A 15440-nucleotide genomic window follows, 5' to 3' on the forward strand; every position below is an offset into this window, starting at 1 on the left:
GCGCGCCGGGTCGGGAAGGGCGGTCGAAGTCGCCGGCATCGGGGTCTGGTCGGCTGCATCGGTGCAGTTGGCAAAAGGCTTCCGTGTGTTCCGACACGGTCGGGTGGAGGCACCCATTGGCCCAGGCCCGCAATCGTCGGGTCCCGGAAGACAGGTGATGGAAAATGCGAGACGAGGCCGCCAAGCGGGTCGAGCTGGTCTTCTCCCTCTTCGACGCCAACGGCAACGGAGTCATCGACTCCGACGACTTCGAACTGATGACGGACCGTGTTCTGGAGGCGGCGGCCGCCTCGGACGACGGCGCCAAGGCCGCCGCCCGGGCCGCGTTCCGCCGCTACTGGACCACGCTGGCCACTGAACTGGACGCCAACGGCGACGGTGTGATCACCGTGGACGAGTTCCGTCCGTTCGTGCTCGACCCCAAGCGTTTCGGTCCCACGATCGCCGAGTTCGCCGAGGCCCTCTCCGCACTCGGCGACCCCGACGGGGACGGCCTGATCGAGCGCCCCCTCTTCGTATCGCTGATGACGGCGATCGGCTTCGAGGAGGCGAACGTCCACGCCCTCTTCGACGCCTTCGGTCCGGACGCCGAGGACCGCATCACCGTGGCTACGTGGGCCGTCGGCATCAAGGACTACTACGCGCCGGACATGGCCGGGATCCCGGGCGACCGGCTGGTGGCGGCCCGGGCCGTCTGAGACGGCACCAGCAGCTCTCCCGGCCGTGGGCGGAGCTGCTGGGCCGTGCTTCGGAAGTCGGTGACCCGCCTGGTCGGCCGTCCGGGGAAGTCCCGGGCGGCTGTCCGGATGGTGGGATCGCGGGCGATGTCATGGACGCTCGTCGCCGTGGTGGCCTCGTGCTCTGTGCGGGAGGCGTCGCGAGCGGTGCGGGTGTCAGGGCGAGGACTTGTGCGCGAACACCCACCGGTTTCCTTCCAGCGCATCGTTGGGCTCCGGCAGGGGACCACGCCGGTGCCGGCGGCTGAAGTGGAAGGGCGTGTGGACCGAGGTGGACCAGCCCTTGGCCATCAGGTCGCCCGCGGAGTCGGGCCGGGGTCCCTTGTCGAAGAGGTGGAGCAGGTCGATGCCGATCTGTTCTCGCGTCGCCGTGTAGATCGGGCTGTCACGGTATGCCTGGAGGTCCTCTTCCAGCTTGGCCTCGAAGGCCAGCGTGCTGCCTTCGGTGGTCAGCCGGTCCACCGTGTCGATGAGGTACGTCTCGGCGGGGCTCGGCAGGTAGAAGAGCAGTCCCTCGGCCAGCCAGACGCTCGGTGCGGCCGGGTCGAAGCCGGCGGTGGTCAGCGCGGTGACCCAGTCGGCCCGCAGGTCGACCGGCACGGGGACGCGCTTCGCCTTCGGGGTGGCCGGCAGGTCCGTGAGCACCTGGTGTTTGAACGCCAGCACGCCCGCCCGGTCGATCTCGAAGACGACGCAGTCGGAGGGCCAGTCCAGTCGGAAGGCGCGGGTGTCCAACCCGGCCCCCAGCAGGACGACCTGACGGGCACCCGTACGGACCGACCGGAGGAGGAAGTCGTCGAGGACCCGGGTCCTCAGGCCGAAGTAGCGGGCGAACCGCCCCCACAGCGGGTTGTCGTCCCCGTCCGGAACCTGCTCGATGCGTACCGGCCAGTCCGCGCATGCCGGGGCGGCGCGCACGAAGTGTTCCGCGTAGATGTCCTGGGCCAGGCTGTCGTGGCGGTGGGTTTCGATCGCTCGGGCCGCGGCGACCAGCAGGGCGGTCAGGCCCACTCCTGCGTTCACGCTTTCCGCGTCCGTGTGCTGCGGCGCAGTGTCGGCCATGTTTCCTCCGTTGGCGGGAGCGGGGACTGCGAGGTGTCTGCTTGTCGGATGCGGTGAGTCCGCGGTGCTGTACGCCTCGCTCATCGGCTTCCTCGCTCCGGGAGCAGGACGGGTTTGACCACGCGGCCCGCGTCGCAGTCGCGTTCGGCCTCGTTGATGTCGGCCAGTGGGTAGGTGCGGATCAGCTGGTCGAAGGGGAAGCGCCCGGCCTGCCACAGCCCGGTCAGCCGGGGTATCAGCAGTCCGGGCACGGCGTCCCCTTCGCAGATGTGGCGGATACTGCGGCCCCGGTCCAGAGTGCCCGGTTCGAGCGGCAGCGCGGTGTGGAGCCGCGCCACCAGGCCGAGGATGCCGGTGGGACGCAGTGCCCGGAGCGCGTCGTTGACGAGCGGGGACGAGGCCGTGGTGTCCAGCGCGTACTGCACGCCGCCATCGGTCAGGCTCCGGATCCGCTCGGGCAGTCCGGCCGTCGCCGCGGGCAGTGGGATCGCGCCGAACCGTTCGGCCAGGGCCAGCCGTCGGGGGTGTTGGTCGACGGCCACGGTCAACGCGCCGGCGGCGGTGGCCGCCATCACGGCGGCCAGACCCACCGCTCCCGCGCCGAAGACCGCGAGGGTGTCGCCGGGGCCGACGCCGAAGGTGTTCAGTACGGCCCCGGCGCCGGTGAGGAAGCCGCAGCCGAGCGGTCCGAGCAGTTCGAGGGGCAGGGCGGGGTCGGCCCGGACGGCGTTGCGGGCAGGGACGAGCGCGTACTCGGCGAACGAGGACTGGCCGAACCAGCGGGGGGCCAGTGCTTCCCCGGTCGCGTCGGTGAGCCGCGGCGCGTCCTCCTTGCGTCCTCCGAAGAGGTTGAGGGAGGCGAAGGAGTCGCAGTAGGCGGGGGCCGCGCCGCGGCAGGCCCGGCAGTGCCCGCAGGAGTCGAAGCTCAGCACGACGTGGTCACCGACGTCGATCACGGCGTCCGGGCCACCGCCCGTCCGCACCACGACTCCGGCCCCCTCGTGGCCGAGCACCGCCGGCAGCGGACTGCGGCCGGCCGATCGCCGGACCGCGAGATCGGTCCGGCACATCCCGCAGCCCGCGATCCTGACCAAGATCTCGCCGACGGCGGGTTCTGTGCGCAGGGTCACCTCCTCGACCGTGAACGGGTCCTCGTACGAGCGCAGTACGGCCGCCTGGAACCTCATCGTCATGCCTCCTGCGGACGGTGGATGACGAACGGCCGGAGGTTGCCGTAGAGCCCCCACGGTCCACCGGCGACGCCGACACCGCTGTTCTTGACGCCCGCAAAGGGCTGGGCGAGGGACAGTTCGGCATGGTGGTTGATCCAGGCCGTGCCGCATTCGAGCCGGTCGGCCACGGCCTCGGCCCGGTCCGGATCGGTGCCCCATACGGAGCCGCCCAGTCCGAAGCCGGTGCCGTTGGCCGCGTCGACGGCCTCGTCGAGGCTCCGGTAGGGCAGCACCGGCAGGACGGGACCGAACTGTTCCTCGGTCACCACGGGACTGTCGGGCGGGACGTCGGTGAGGATCGTGGGAGCGAAGAAGTGGCCCGGCCCGTCCAGCCGGTGGCCGCCGGCCGCCGCCCGGGCTCCGTCCGCCAGGGCCTGCTTCACGACCTGCTCGACCCTGGCCAGCTGGGGGGCGTTGTTGATCGGACCCAGCCGGGTCTCAGGGTTCAGGCCGGGCCCGACGGCGACGGTCTTCGCGCGCCGGGCGAGGGCTTCGACGACCTCGGCGTGGAGCCGGGCCGGGGCGTAGACGCGTTTGACCGCCATGCAGACCTGTCCGCAGTTGCGGAAGGCGGCCCAGAACAGCCGGTCCGCGATCCGGTCCACGTCGGCATCGTCCAGCAGGATGGCGGCGTCGTTGCCGCCCAGTTCCAGGGTGACCCGGGCGAGCGAGGCCGCCGCCGCTTCGGCGACGGCCCGCCCGGTGGGAACCGAGCCGGTGAAGGTGACGTGGCGGATGCCCGGGTGGGCGACGAGGCGGGCGCCGAGGGGCTCGCGGCCGGTGACGACGGTCAGGACGTTCTCGGGCAGGGCGGTGGCGAGGACGGAGCCGAGCAGTCGGGTGGCGAGGGGGGTGAACGGGGACGGTTTGAGGACCACGGTGTTGCCCGCCGCGAGCGCGGGCGCGAACTTCGCCGCCGCGAGCTGGAGGGGAAAGTTCCACGGCACGACCGCCGCGACGGGCCCGAGCGGTCGCCAGCGGATCTCGCTGCGCACCGGCCGGCCGTCGACGATCCGCCGGGTTCTGGGGGCCAGGTCGGCGAAGTAGCGCAGACGGGCCGCCGTACGGGCGACCTCCGCATACGACTCGGTCAGGGGCTTGCCCTGTTCCCGGGTGAGCAACCGGGCGAGGTCATCGCCGGCCGCCTCCACCGCGTCGGCCGCCACGCGCAACGCAGTGGTGCGTACGACGGGGTCGGCCCGCCAGCCGTGCCAGGCACGGTGGGCCCGGTCGACCACGCCGTCCAACTCGTCCGGTTGCTGATCGGGAACCTCGTCGAAGATCTCCCCGGTGGCCGGGTCGACGACGGCGAGACGTGCGGCCCGGTGTCCGGGGACGCGATCGGCCTCGGAGGTCGGCATGACGGCGGTCAGCGCACGGAGGGGACGCCGACGGTGTGCTCCCGGGCGTGCCGGTCCATCTCCGCCCGGAAGGCGGCCACCAGATGCGGCTGGATCCTTCCGGTAGTGCGGTCACCGCCCTCACAGACCGCTCCCCGTACGCCCACGATGTCCGTACCGATGCGGGTCAGCGGACCGAGGTCGGCCTGCGTGACACTGCCCGCGAGAGCCGCGAGCCGACCGGACGCGTGGGCCAGCCGGACGAACTCGGCGCAGACGTCCGGCGGAAGGTGGTCGAACAACCGCGTCCCGTCCTTGACAGCGGTGTCGAGCATGGCCGCGTCGGCGCCGGAGCGGGCGGCGATGTCGGGCACGGCGAGCGGGTTGACACAGCCGATCCGGTGGGCGTCGGCATAGCCCGAGGCGACGACGAGCGCGTCCGGGCGGTGGTCCTTCACCGCCCGGACGACCGCGCGCATGACCTCGATGCCCTGATCAGGCGTCGTGCACCCATAGAGGCCGATCTTGATGTACGTGGCCCCGGAGACGACCGCGCCGAGCGCAGCCTGGGCCACCGTGCCGGGCTTGTACGGGACATCCCCCACGGTCGCGGACACCGGCTTGTCCGCCGGGACCGCGTCGCGGATCTCCCTGATGACCCAGGGGAAGTTCGCGCCGAGAGAGCCCTCGTCGGGCTTCTTGACGTCGACGATGTCGAGATGCTCAGCCGCCTTCGCGCAATCGAGGGCCTCCTCGACACCGTCCGGGGAGATGAGAAGCAACACCCTGACCTCCTTCGCCGCCGGTCCGCCCGGCCGAAGGGCGGGGGACCGCGGATCACCTGGCTCATGTGCGGTGTGCTCATCATCTCTGTCACCCTGAGGAACCGGCAGAGCGCGCAGAGTTCCCATAGGGCGCTCGCGCCCACGTACAGTGCGCCGTACATACCGGGGCGAACCAACTCGCACCGGGTGAAACCGGCCGCAGCGCGCCGGGGGGCGGCTTCCAGGTACAGCACGATCGCCAGTGTGCCCAGGGCGCCGGCCGTCAGCGTTGCCGCCCACGGCTTGCCCGTCAGCCTCCAACGGGCACCGCAGGAACCCAGGACCGCGGCGATGGCCAGGACGGAGACCCCCCGGCTCAGCACCACCGGCCACAAGCCGCTGTCCGTGCCCACCTGTGCCATGGCGAGGAACTGCACGCCGAATCCCACGCTGGCGACCAAGGCACTGGGGACTCCTGCGGATATCGCCCGACGCTGCTTGTCGCCGGGATCCGCAGAGTTCTGCGAGACCAGCCACAGCGCCGGCAGGACGGCGGCGATCCCCACCCATGCGGGCAGGGCCGGGTGCTCTCCGAGGAAACACACCCCGACCAGGACCGGAAGGGCCACGGCTCCGACATCGCTGACCGGAACGACCACGCTCATCGCTCCCTGGGAGATCGCCCGGTACAGGAAGGCGACCCCGATTCCCGTCCCCACCCCCGACAGCGCGCCCCAGCCGTAGTCGGCGAGCGAGGCGGCTCCACCGTTCGGGACCAGGGCCAGGAACAGTCCGAGTACGGTGCCGCCCAGCTGGGCGTGGAGTGCGACGGTCAGCCCGTTGTGCCGGCGCGAGACCAGGCCGTTGACGAAGTGCGTGATGCCGAAGCACAGGGCGGACAGCAGAGCGAGCAGTTCACCCATGGTCGTGCTCGTGGCGTGCCCGGTGATCCCGGTCCGCCTGACCCACCGGGCAGGTCGCACCGTCCCGGACGCAGGCACACCGGTCGCACAGCCTGCAGATGCGTTCGGCGTCACCGGGCTGCCGGTACACACCTGTCAGGACCTTGCCCAGCAACCGGCCGAGCCGCTCACGCTCGCCGTCGTCGAGACGGCTCAGCGCCTGCCGCAGTACGTCGCCGCGGCGGGCGAGGAGGGTACGTGCTGCCTGCGCGCCCCGATCACTGAGCCGAAGGCGGACCCACGCCCCCCCCAGCCGGCTTCTTTGCGTACCAGCCCCTGTTCTTCCAGGCTGCCGACCATGCGGGCCGCCGCGGACTGGCTCAGTCCCACCCGCCGACCCAGCTCGGTGACGCTCAGACCGGGGTCCGTGGACAACACCACCAGCGCGGCAGCTCCACTCGAACCGGTGTTGGCCGCCCGCGTCGCCTCGGCGACCACCACGTCACTGAGGGCAAGTGCGGCCGCCCCCAAAAGATTCGCTGTGGTGGATTCGGCATGCATGAGTCACGCACGCCCCCGATGACGTGTGGCAAGTCATGCTGTCGTGGCTCATCGGGCTCCTTGCGGGTCCCGATCGGCTCCTCCACCGGGCGGGCCCCTCCCGCGTCCTGCCGCCTCGCCCTGGCCGAGGCCAAGCAGGAGGCGAAGAAGCGGCCCTCACGGGAGGCCGGTCACCCCCTGGACGCGCATCACGACTACCGGCGGTCCTGGTGATCGAGATGGGCGACCAGTTTCACCTCGCTGCGACGCAGTCGAACGGCCTCGTCCTCGGACAGGGACCCCAGTGCGTCGACGAGGACACGCGTCCGGGGGACGTGGACCATCGCACCGGAGTAGATCCGGCACCCGGAGCACCAGGCCAAGCCGACGCACTGCTCGAACATGGAGGACTCGGGCGGATGGAGACGGAACTGGTAGGAGCGGACTGCTGTCCCGCAGGCGGCGCAGATTCGACGATCACCGTCTCCGACCGTGTCCCAGGTCGCGACCTTGACCCAGTGCCGCCGCCCGGCCGGTGCTCTTCAAGTCGTCATGCGCGGCATTCTCCCTCATGGCGCACCAGCCCCTCCCGACAGCCCCACAACTACCCTGACCGGCCCCACGGGGACCGCGATCCGAAGCCACCCCAGGCCGGAACAAGCGTCGTCCCAACCACGGACGCGGGGCCGGCCCGGACCGAGGATCCGGGGCCCTCACCTCCCCGTACACCCCGTCACGGACGGATCGGGCGGCAGGCGCCACCCCTCTGCGCGCACCGGCTCCCGGACGCCGGCCCGTTCCGTCCGCAGAGAGGCCGACGGTCATGTGTCGAAGGCTTCGGCCATGGCGTCGAGGTCGGCCAGGAGGGCGGTCAGTCGATGTGCGGGAATGCTTTTGACCATGCGTTCCTCGATGGCGTAGACGGCACTGCGGGCGGCGTGCAAGCGCCGCTGCCCGGCCGCGGTGAGGTGGATGGGCAGGGCGCGGCCGTGATCGGTGCTGGCCGCTTGGGTGATCAGGCCGGCGTCCTTGAGGCCGCGCAGGACGACGTTGGCGGACTGCCGGGTGACGAAGGTACCTCGGGCGAGGTCGGCGTTGGACAAGCCGGGGTGTTCGTCGAGGAGTTCCAGGCAGGAGTACTGGGGGACGGTGAGGTCGTGTTCGCGCAGGGCCTTGTCCATGGCGCTGCGCAAGGCGGCCGAGGCCTTCTTGAGGCGGTATCCCACGTGCTCGGTGACGCCCTCGGCTGGATGCGGCAGTGGGACGGGTGCGCGGTCTTCCATGTCAGTATTTTGACATCCCTCCCGGTCGGCGTCTACGTTCGGTCATGTCAAAGTTCTGACATGCAAGTTCCGGAAACCACCCTTGGAGGCATCATGACCGCCACCGTCGAAGGCCCCGATTTCGTCGCCCTGCAGGTGAGGGACGTACCGGCTGCGGCCGCGTTCTTCGAGGAGGAACTCGGGCTGCGGCGGGCCCCCGGTGGGCCGGCCCACGCAGTCGTCTTCGCCACCACCCCGATCCCGTTCGCCGTCCGCGAGCCGCTGCCCGGCGTCGACCTGGACGATGCCGCACGTCCCGGGCTGGGCGTAGCGCTGTGGCTGCGCACCACCGACGCCCCGGCACTGCGCGAACAGCTCCTCGCCGCCGGCACGCAGGACGTCACCCCGCTGCAGGACAGCCCCTTCGGACCGACGTTCTCCTTCACCGGCCCCGAGGGCTACCGGCTCACCGTGCACGGAGACTGACCGTGAAGGCCGTCGTCCCTGCCGCCCGGGGCCCGTTCCCACTCGCGACGAGCCCGTGCTTCCCGGAAGGCTCCACCCCGGCCTTCCGCCGGCGGGCGCGCGACGGGGCGCTGCGCCCGGCCTTCGCGCCGGACGGCGGCCGGGACATCGTCACCGCCGCCGTGCGGCAGGAGGGACGGAGGAGGGGGCCGGTGCGGGCGTGCCGCACGTCGGCACCGCCTTCCACCCCGCCCCCGGCGGGCGGGCCCGGGCGGTGGTTCCCGTCCTGCGCGCGGACGGGACACGGACTGGTCCGGCCGGCCCGCGGCGGATCGTCCGGGGCGAAGGCGTGTTGCCCCATCCCGCCGATGGTCCTCTAGTCCAGGCGGACGGCAGCCTCGACGTGGGCGAGTTGGGCGGCGAGGATCTCCTCGAACGCGGCACGGCGATCCGCCCCGAGGGGGCGGACGTCGCGGGCGAAGTGGGCCAGGGCCGGGAAGCGTTCGGGGTCGGCGCCCAGGACCGCGACGCGGAACAGCTCCATGGCCTGCTCGTGCTCTCCGGGGGTGACGGCGCTGACCCCGGCCTCGGAGGCGATCAGCGCGGCGATGAGGACCGCCATCCGGTGGTAGTGCGCCGGGATCTCCTCGTCGGGCAGCCCCGACGCGCGCAGAGCCTGCAGCACCTCTTCCATGACCAGCCGGGAGCCGGTGCCGGACGAGGCGTAGCGCCCCCAGACCGCGGCGAGCTGGGGCTGCCGGCCGAAGGCCTCCCTCACGCGCAGGGCCAGGGCGGTGATGCGCTGCTTCCAGTCGCCCTCCGGACGGTAGCCGTCCACCGCGGCCAGGAGGATCCGGTCGGCGACCGCGCGCAGCAGTTCGGTCTTGCTGCGGAAGTGCCGGTAGAGGCTGGAGGAATCCGTCCCGAGGACCGCGGCCAGCTTGCGCACACTGAACGAATCCGCGTCGCTCGTGCGCAGCAACTCCGCCGCCGCATCCAGGATCTCTTCGGTCGTCCAACGCCTTCGCCCTGCCATCTTGCTCCTCTCACCGGACCTCAGCCTATCCGTGCACTTGGTGATGCACGCACTGCGTGCATAATGAGGGCATGGGTGTGCCGGACGGGTCGGCACGCCACTTGTGCCCCGTCGCCCGGGTCAGGTGGCCGATGGAGAGCTCACCCCCGGGGGACACGGAAGGACGCATGACGTGAAGAACCCACTGGATTTCGCGGCGCTGGACGCCGCCATCGAAGACGTCCACCGCGCCGGGATGCCGGGTCTGTTCGCCGAGGTGCGCGACGGTGACCGGGTCTGGCGCGGCGCCGCCGGGGTGGCCGACGTCGCCACCGGCCGCCCCGTCACCGCCGACATGCGGCACCGTGTCGGCAGCATCACCAAGACCTTCACCGCTGCCGCGGTGCTGCAGCAGGTCGAGAGCGGTCGGATCGGGCTCGACACACCGATCGGCCGGTACCTTCCGGCACTGGTCCCCGGCGCACGCGGTGACGCGATCACGGTCCGGATGCTGATCAACCACACCAGCGGCCTCGCCGAGTACCTCCCGTACGCCTATCCCTCCCTCAAGGCGTACCCCGTCCTCGCGGAAACCGGACCCCAGAGCCTGGACGACCACCGGTTCACGCGGTTCGACCCCACCGAACTCATCGAGATGGGGATCACCGCACCCGCCGTCGGCACCCCGGGCGGTACCCCGGGGGTGTACTCGAACACCAACTACCTGCTCCTGGTCCAGCTCCTGGAACGGGTGACCGGCACCACCGCCGAGCGCTACATCACCCGGAACGTCATCGAGCGCGCCGGGCTCCAGGACACCGAACTGCCCACCGGACCGTACGTCGACGGACCGCACTCGAGGCTCTACGAGGCGTGGTTCGGCATGATCGACCCACCGCGCGACTACAGCGTCTACGACATGTCCTGGGTGGGGCCGTCGGCCTCTCTGGTGTCGACCGTCTCGGACCTCAACCGCTTCTTCGGCGGACTGCTGGCCGGGGAGATCGTCAGCCCGTCGTCGCTGGCGCAGATGCAGCGCACCGTCCCGGTCGTCTCCCAGGAGGGGAGGACGATCGACTACGGCCTCGGGCTGCACCCGATGGAGGGCCCCGGGCAGGGCACCTTCTGGGGCCACGGCGGCACGGTCTGGGGCGGGGGAGCGCTGGCCATGATCCGCGCCGACGGCAAGCGGCGGATGGCAGTCGCGGTGAACCTGCAGAGGTGGAACAGGCTCGACTCCTCCGGCAGGCCGCAGCCCCATTCCATCGACGGCGCGCTCGCGGCTCTGTACCGCGTGGCGATGTACGGCTGACCGGGCCACCTGCCGAACCCGTCGGCCCCACCGCGCACCCGCACGCCCCCCGTCCGGGGAACCGGCTGCGCCCTTCGTCGTCCTCTTCCCCGAACGTGGCGATGGTCGGCAGGGCGTCCGTCTCACCGCCACGGGGCACTCCTCGCCGCTGGCGAGCCTCGGCCGGTGGCCGGCCGAGCCGTGCAGATGGCCGGAGCACGGTCCTTCAGTCCGAGCAGGCCGAAGCGGTTCCGCCCGAGCGCGACGCCGCGGAACACCTCCTCGCAGAGGTATCCGTTGACGCGGCTCGTCGGGTTCGTCAGCAGCCACATTTCGAGCATGATGGAGTAGCCGACGAGCACGTCGGGGCCGCCTGCCATGTCCAGCGCTGATGCGATGCGCCACGCCCGGAGGCGGTCCAGCGCCCGGTCGAGTCCCCTGGCCTGAGCCGTGGTGAGTTCTCCTGCCGTGGCGAGCCGTTCAGGACCGGCCGACGCTTCCACTGGGCTCTGGGGGAAGAGCGCGGCTCAGGTTCTGCCACCACGGGGAGGTCAGTCCTCACCGAACAGGGCGACCAGCACGACCAGTCCCGCCACACCCATCGCAACGAACAGGATCCACTGCCAGACGGCCAGTGATCCGACCAGCAGGCCGTTGGTCATCCCGACGGCCGGTACAGCCAGCAGCGGCGCCGCTCCCCTCAGGAACGGCGGCAGGAGCCGGGGCGCCAGCACAACCATCGCCACCCCAGGGCGATGCAGGCCACGGACAGTTCGCGGAGCAACGACAGCTCCGCAGGACTGTCGTACGTCTCAGTACGGCCGTGGGCCCCCATGCGCACCACGGCGTCGCCCCAGAGGCGCACGGTGACCGGATCCCCCTCGTGCACGGCCTGGTACAGGGGAGACTTCACCGACACCACTCCCGTGCCGCGCGCGTGGCGGACCGTGACGACGTACTGGTTCACGCACCAGACCCCGTTGTTCCCGTCCCCGTTGCAGGTCCGGTGGGAGGACTTGCCGACGATCCGTGCCGCGCTCCGCTCGACACAGGGATGGGACGGGCCGCCCGACGCCTGCCCGGCCGCGCACACGGGAGCATTGCGGTACGCCGCGGTGGCCCGCTGCTGCTCCTCCACCGGGGACCAGCAGCACACCAGGACCCAGACCGCGGCTGCGAGAACCAGCGCGCGCAGACCGAGCGACCACACCGAAGCTCCCCCGGGACGCGAGACGCGGAACACGGGAACACCACCGGGTGAATACCCACTCGCAGACAGAGTCACATCCCTGCAATGCGACGGCGTCCGTGCTGATTTCCGATGGGTCCAGGGACGGGGGCCGCGTCGTCTGCAGTGACCCTCCTCAACCTCGCAAGGGTTACTGACGTGGAGATCGTCCCTGGCTGAGCCGGACAAGGGCGCTCGGGGGAGAATGGACCCGTGCCCACCATGGTTGTCGAGATCCACGTGCCGCTGCTGCCGACGCCGAACCTGTCCGACGGCGCCTACCCGTTCCCATGGATCGAGGCGGTCGAGGACTTCCTCACCGGTCTCGAGGACCAAGGCGACGTGGAGGTCCTCGACGAGGGAGAGGAGTACGGGGACGCCCACGTCTTCTTCGTCACAGGAGCCGGTGAAGCGCGTCTGCTGGCGGTGGCTTCCCGCGTGGCCGCACTGCCCGGAGTCCCAACGGGCACCTTCGCGGTCGTCAGTGACGACGAGGCCGAGGAGTTCGGCCTGGGACGACGGGTGACGCTTCCGCTGCCCGCGGCCTGAGGTCCGGTGCGCGCTTACGCCACCTGCCACGGCTCGGGCCGATCGGACGGGCCACCAGGAGCTTCACGTGCTTGTCCAACCACCGGGTACTGATCCGTCGTCGAGCCCGGCACGGTCGACACCGAACTGCCCGACCACGTCACCGAGCAGGCCTCCGACCTTGCCGCCCGAGCCCCCTCGGGACCAGGCGCCGTGTGGCCGTCGTCGGCCCGGATGCGGGCCGGCTGCCGGACGTGGTTCTTCGCTGCGGGCAACAGGCTGCGGGCGGCGTCCCGGTCGGTCGTGGACGCCGGTGCGACCCGCACCGCCGGCAGGAGTCCGAGGGTGTCGGCCGTGCGGACGGTCTCGCGCAGCCGGTCGTGCGACGGAGTGCAGTCCTGGGGCCGGACGTCTCCTGGCGGCATCGGGTCTTCCCGAAACCGGGCACGGCGGTGGTCTCAGCGCCAGTCGTCGATCACGTAGGCGTCCGGGTGGCTGTAGCCGGGTTCGTTGGGCTTGTGCATGGCCACGCCTTGCAGCCAGGTACGGAACCCGCGGTCGGCCATGCGCCGGTAGGCATCCTGGCGGGCCAGGTTCGTTCCGGCGTCCAGGTGCCCCAGTCCCTGCTCGGCGGCCAGTTGCTCGCACGCGTTCAGCAGTCGCTCGAACCGGTCCGCGGCGTCCGGGCCGGGGCGTACGGCGCCGAATTTGACGAAGCACACGTCCTCACCGGCCTCCGACCCCGCTCCGCAGTGGCAGACGGCCAGTCCGTCGAGGCCGGAGCCGGCGCCCTCGAGGAGGATGGTGTCCCCGAGCCCTTGCGCCTGTGTGGCCGTGATCTCGCGCTCCAGGCTCAGGCCCTCGTACACGGCCCCCGTCAGTGCGTCACTGAGGCTCAGCGCGCCGGGCCGCTCGTCGGCGGTCAGCTCGCCGTACAGCACTCGGCCGGGGACCGCGGCACCGGCGGTGACCTGTTTCTTCATGATGGCGGTGAGGAACCGGGGCCAGAAACCGTACCGGCGGTAGAGCTCCAGGTGCTTGGGGCTGTGCGAGAAGGTGAACAGGCCGAGGTGACGGCTCTCCCAGGTGTCGAAGCAGGCCATGACCGGTTCCATGAGGCGCCTGCCGATGCCCTGGTCCCACAGGTCCGGACGTACGGTCAGCGGGCCGAAGAAACCGACGCTGCCCCAGTCGGCGGCGAAGTTCGATCCGACGACCTCGCCCTCGACGGTCGCCGCGAAGGCCGCGCGTGGATCTGCCGCCCAGCGGGTGCGGACGTAGTCGGCGGTCCCGAAGAACGTCTTCGGCTCGGGCGCCCCGAGGAAGGTACCGAAGGCGACCCTGAAGATCTCGTCGGCCCGGTCCAGGTCCGGCTCGACCAACGGGCGGACCGACACCGGGGCGGCGGCACCCGCTCGCTTCACTGCGGACATGATCGCTCTCCTTTCCGCCCCGGTTCCATCGCACCACGAACACGCGGGGCGGGCGAAGCGACGGGTCCGGCGGTACTCCGAGGACCGGACGGCCGCGTTCCCCGACGACCGGGCGGCCCGTCCTCCGCCGGTCGACGACCCGCCGCGCCCCGGTCCGCCGACGGCCTCCGGGGAGCCGGAGAAGCGCCGGGTGTGCCTGCTCCACCGCCTCGCCCCACCGTGGTCGGCACCGCCGTCGACGGTTCGCCCGGCGGACCGGCCGGGTTGCCGGTTCTGGTGGTGGTGTGAGCCGTGGACCTGTCATGCACCGGGTTCGCTGATCAGTCGGTGAGGTCTTCTTCCGCGGGCCGGTCGCTCTGCTGGTCGTGGGTGCGTGCTCGACCGGGTGATCCGCTGTTGACGAGGCGCGGGGCGGGGCGTCTCGGAGCGCCGTGCGGTTGGCGGCTTTCGGTCTGACCGTCCGGACCGGGAGGACCCACAATGGCAGGTACATGCCGTAGGAGGCCGCTGTGAGTCCCATGCGTCGTGAAAGGCCCCTCCGAACCGCCCTCCGAGCCGTCATCGCAGTGGTGTTGCTCCTGGGCTGGTCCGCCGCCGGATCGGCCGCGCAGGCCGGCCAGCGAGCGGGGCAACAGGCGGCCGTCGCGGTGCGCGGGGGCGACACCCTCTACAGCGCCGGTACCCGCTGCACCGTGGGCTTCAACGCCCGCTCCGGCTCCACGCAGCACGCGCTCGTTTCGGGCCGGTGCGCCCAGGGCGCCCGCACCTGGTACGCCGACCCCGCCCTGACCGTCGCTGTCGGCGTCACCGCGGGAGTGGGTTTCCCGGGCGACGACCACTCGAGCGTCCGGTACACCAATACGGCGGTCGTCTACCCGGGGGAGGTCTCGCTGGGCGCCGGCGCCGGTACCCGCGACATCACCAACGCGGCGCGTCCCGTCGTCGGGCAGTCCGTCTGCCACGTCGGGCGGACCACGGGGTACCGCTGCGGGACCGTCCAGGCCGTGAACGTCACCATCGACTACGGAGAGGGAACCGTGTACGGACTGTTCCGGTCGACCCTCTGCTCCGAGCCCGGAGACACCGGCGGCCCGGCTTTCTCGGGCGGCACGGCTCTCGGCATCATCGTCGGCAGCAGTGGGAACTGCAGCGCGGGAGGCTTCACCTACTACCGGCCGGTGACCGAGTGGCTGTCGGCGTACGGCCTGAGCGTCTACTGAGCTTTCTCAACGGTGTGGCTCCAGGGCGGGGACGGCTTGAACCATCGACGTGAGACGGCGGGACTGCGGCGCACCCGGCGGAAGTTCCGCCCTTGCTCGAGCCGGTCCGGACGACCGGCGTACGAGGTGAGGCAGGCGCCGACCCCGTCGCGGTGCGGGTGGCGGTCGAGGGCGGCGCCGGGGAACGGTATCCCGGGCAGGGGGCCGTGCCGGGCGGGGGAGAACAGGGTGAAGCTGTCGTAGTGGTGCGGCCACGCCCCGGCCACCCGGCCACCCGGCCGGACGCCTCCAGCGCCACCGGCCGCGGCCTGCGCCGCGGTGGCGTGCGGGCGGCGGCTCGGCGGTGTCCTCCGGCAGTTCGCCGCGCTGTGTCCGGCGGCCCACCCGCGTGCACCGGCTCGCGCTCGGTCCGAGCCGCGCC

Annotated in this window: 19 protein-coding genes and 1 pseudogene; 6 read left to right on the top strand and 14 right to left on the bottom strand. The window is 71.6% G+C overall.

Annotated features, from left to right (window positions below):
- Positions 1-164 precede the first annotated feature (164 nt).
- Positions 165-698, top strand: a complete 534-nt coding sequence (locus tag ABTY20_RS09395; protein ID WP_351996377.1) for an EF-hand domain-containing protein — start codon at positions 165-167, stop codon at positions 696-698.
- Positions 699-893: 195 nt separating this feature from the next.
- Here the strand turns inward: ABTY20_RS09395 and ABTY20_RS09400 are convergent, their stop codons facing one another.
- From ABTY20_RS09400 to ABTY20_RS09425, 6 genes and pseudogenes are all read right to left on the bottom strand, one after another.
- Positions 894-1799: a class I SAM-dependent methyltransferase gene (locus ABTY20_RS09400; protein ID WP_351996378.1), complete on the bottom strand. Its 906-nt coding sequence runs from the start codon at positions 1797-1799 to the stop codon at positions 894-896.
- Positions 1800-1879: 80 nt separating this feature from the next.
- Positions 1880-2986 (bottom strand): NAD(P)-dependent alcohol dehydrogenase, encoded by a 1107-nt coding sequence (locus ABTY20_RS09405; RefSeq protein ID WP_351996435.1) that lies wholly within the window; start codon positions 2984-2986, stop codon positions 1880-1882.
- A 2-nt stretch (positions 2987-2988) separates the two neighbouring features.
- Positions 2989-4392: an aldehyde dehydrogenase family protein gene (locus ABTY20_RS09410; protein ID WP_351996379.1), complete on the bottom strand. Its 1404-nt coding sequence runs from the start codon at positions 4390-4392 to the stop codon at positions 2989-2991.
- 8 nt (positions 4393-4400) lie between these two features.
- Positions 4401-5156, bottom strand: coding sequence for a (5-formylfuran-3-yl)methyl phosphate synthase (locus ABTY20_RS09415; RefSeq protein WP_351996380.1), 756 nt, complete (start codon positions 5154-5156; stop codon positions 4401-4403).
- Positions 5157-5671: 515 nt separating this feature from the next.
- Positions 5672-6058 (bottom strand): annotated as a pseudogene (locus ABTY20_RS09420) (EamA family transporter); the annotation flags it as partial.
- A 192-nt stretch (positions 6059-6250) separates the two neighbouring features.
- On the bottom strand, positions 6251-6598 hold the full coding sequence (locus ABTY20_RS09425; RefSeq protein WP_351996381.1) for a MarR family transcriptional regulator: 348 nt from the start codon (positions 6596-6598) through the stop codon (positions 6251-6253).
- Between the two features lie 60 nt (positions 6599-6658).
- Between ABTY20_RS09425 and ABTY20_RS09430 the strand changes: the two genes are divergently transcribed.
- On the top strand, positions 6659-6811 hold the full coding sequence (locus ABTY20_RS09430; RefSeq protein WP_351996382.1) for a hypothetical protein: 153 nt from the start codon (positions 6659-6661) through the stop codon (positions 6809-6811).
- Here ABTY20_RS09430 and ABTY20_RS09435 read toward each other — a convergent pair.
- A complete protein-coding gene (locus ABTY20_RS09435; protein ID WP_351996383.1) occupies positions 6793-6981 on the bottom strand; it encodes a hypothetical protein in 189 nt (62 codons plus the stop codon). The genes ABTY20_RS09430 and ABTY20_RS09435 overlap by 19 nt on opposite strands.
- A gap of 417 nt (positions 6982-7398) precedes the next feature.
- Positions 7399-7860 (bottom strand): MarR family winged helix-turn-helix transcriptional regulator, encoded by a 462-nt coding sequence (locus ABTY20_RS09440; RefSeq protein ID WP_351996384.1) that lies wholly within the window; start codon positions 7858-7860, stop codon positions 7399-7401.
- Between the two features lie 93 nt (positions 7861-7953).
- On the opposite strand from ABTY20_RS09440, the gene ABTY20_RS09445 reads away from it, so the two are divergent.
- Positions 7954-8325 carry a VOC family protein gene (locus ABTY20_RS09445; protein ID WP_351996385.1) on the top strand — a complete coding sequence of 124 codons (372 nt, stop codon included), beginning with the start codon at positions 7954-7956 and terminating at the stop codon, positions 8323-8325.
- 355 nt (positions 8326-8680) lie between these two features.
- Here ABTY20_RS09445 and ABTY20_RS09450 read toward each other — a convergent pair whose 3' ends face one another.
- Entirely contained in the window at positions 8681-9340 is a 660-nt protein-coding gene (locus ABTY20_RS09450) for a TetR/AcrR family transcriptional regulator (RefSeq protein ID WP_351996386.1), read from the bottom strand.
- Positions 9341-9512: 172 nt separating this feature from the next.
- Between ABTY20_RS09450 and ABTY20_RS09455 the strand changes: the two genes are divergently transcribed.
- Positions 9513-10631: a serine hydrolase domain-containing protein gene (locus tag ABTY20_RS09455; RefSeq protein ID WP_351996387.1), complete on the top strand. Its 1119-nt coding sequence runs from the start codon at positions 9513-9515 to the stop codon at positions 10629-10631.
- Between the two features lie 122 nt (positions 10632-10753).
- Here ABTY20_RS09455 and ABTY20_RS09460 read toward each other — a convergent pair whose 3' ends face one another.
- From ABTY20_RS09460 to ABTY20_RS09470, 3 genes are read right to left on the bottom strand one after another with little or no spacing between them, the layout of a single operon-like run.
- Positions 10754-11113, bottom strand: a complete 360-nt coding sequence (locus tag ABTY20_RS09460; protein WP_351996388.1) for a hypothetical protein — start codon at positions 11111-11113, stop codon at positions 10754-10756.
- Between the two features lie 48 nt (positions 11114-11161).
- The gene (locus ABTY20_RS09465; protein WP_351996389.1) at positions 11162-11350 is read right to left on the bottom strand and encodes a hypothetical protein; all 189 of its coding nucleotides are present in this window, start codon (positions 11348-11350) and stop codon (positions 11162-11164) included.
- The gene (locus ABTY20_RS09470) at positions 11311-11820 is read right to left on the bottom strand and encodes a hypothetical protein (protein ID WP_351996390.1); all 510 of its coding nucleotides are present in this window, start codon (positions 11818-11820) and stop codon (positions 11311-11313) included. The genes ABTY20_RS09465 and ABTY20_RS09470 overlap by 40 nt, the downstream gene beginning before the upstream one ends.
- Before the next feature lie 240 nt (positions 11821-12060).
- On the opposite strand from ABTY20_RS09470, the gene ABTY20_RS09475 reads away from it, so the two are divergent.
- On the top strand, positions 12061-12387 hold the full coding sequence (locus ABTY20_RS09475) for a hypothetical protein (protein ID WP_351996436.1): 327 nt from the start codon (positions 12061-12063) through the stop codon (positions 12385-12387).
- A 437-nt stretch (positions 12388-12824) separates the two neighbouring features.
- On the opposite strand, the gene ABTY20_RS09480 is transcribed toward ABTY20_RS09475, so the two are convergent.
- The gene (locus tag ABTY20_RS09480; RefSeq protein ID WP_351996391.1) at positions 12825-13799 is read right to left on the bottom strand and encodes a GNAT family N-acetyltransferase; all 975 of its coding nucleotides are present in this window, start codon (positions 13797-13799) and stop codon (positions 12825-12827) included.
- Between the two features lie 566 nt (positions 13800-14365).
- Here ABTY20_RS09480 and ABTY20_RS09485 point away from each other — a divergent pair.
- Positions 14366-15019 (top strand): S1 family peptidase, encoded by a 654-nt coding sequence (locus ABTY20_RS09485; RefSeq protein WP_351996392.1) that lies wholly within the window; start codon positions 14366-14368, stop codon positions 15017-15019.
- On the opposite strand, the gene ABTY20_RS09490 is transcribed toward ABTY20_RS09485, so the two are convergent.
- Positions 15013-15285, bottom strand: a complete 273-nt coding sequence (locus ABTY20_RS09490) for a hypothetical protein (protein ID WP_351996393.1) — start codon at positions 15283-15285, stop codon at positions 15013-15015. The genes ABTY20_RS09485 and ABTY20_RS09490 overlap by 7 nt on opposite strands.
- Between the last annotated feature and the right edge of the window lie 155 nt (positions 15286-15440).

Source organism: Streptomyces sp. NPDC126497 (assembly GCF_040302425.1).
In the GTDB taxonomy this organism is placed as follows: Bacteria; Actinomycetota; Actinomycetes; order Streptomycetales; family Streptomycetaceae; genus Streptomyces.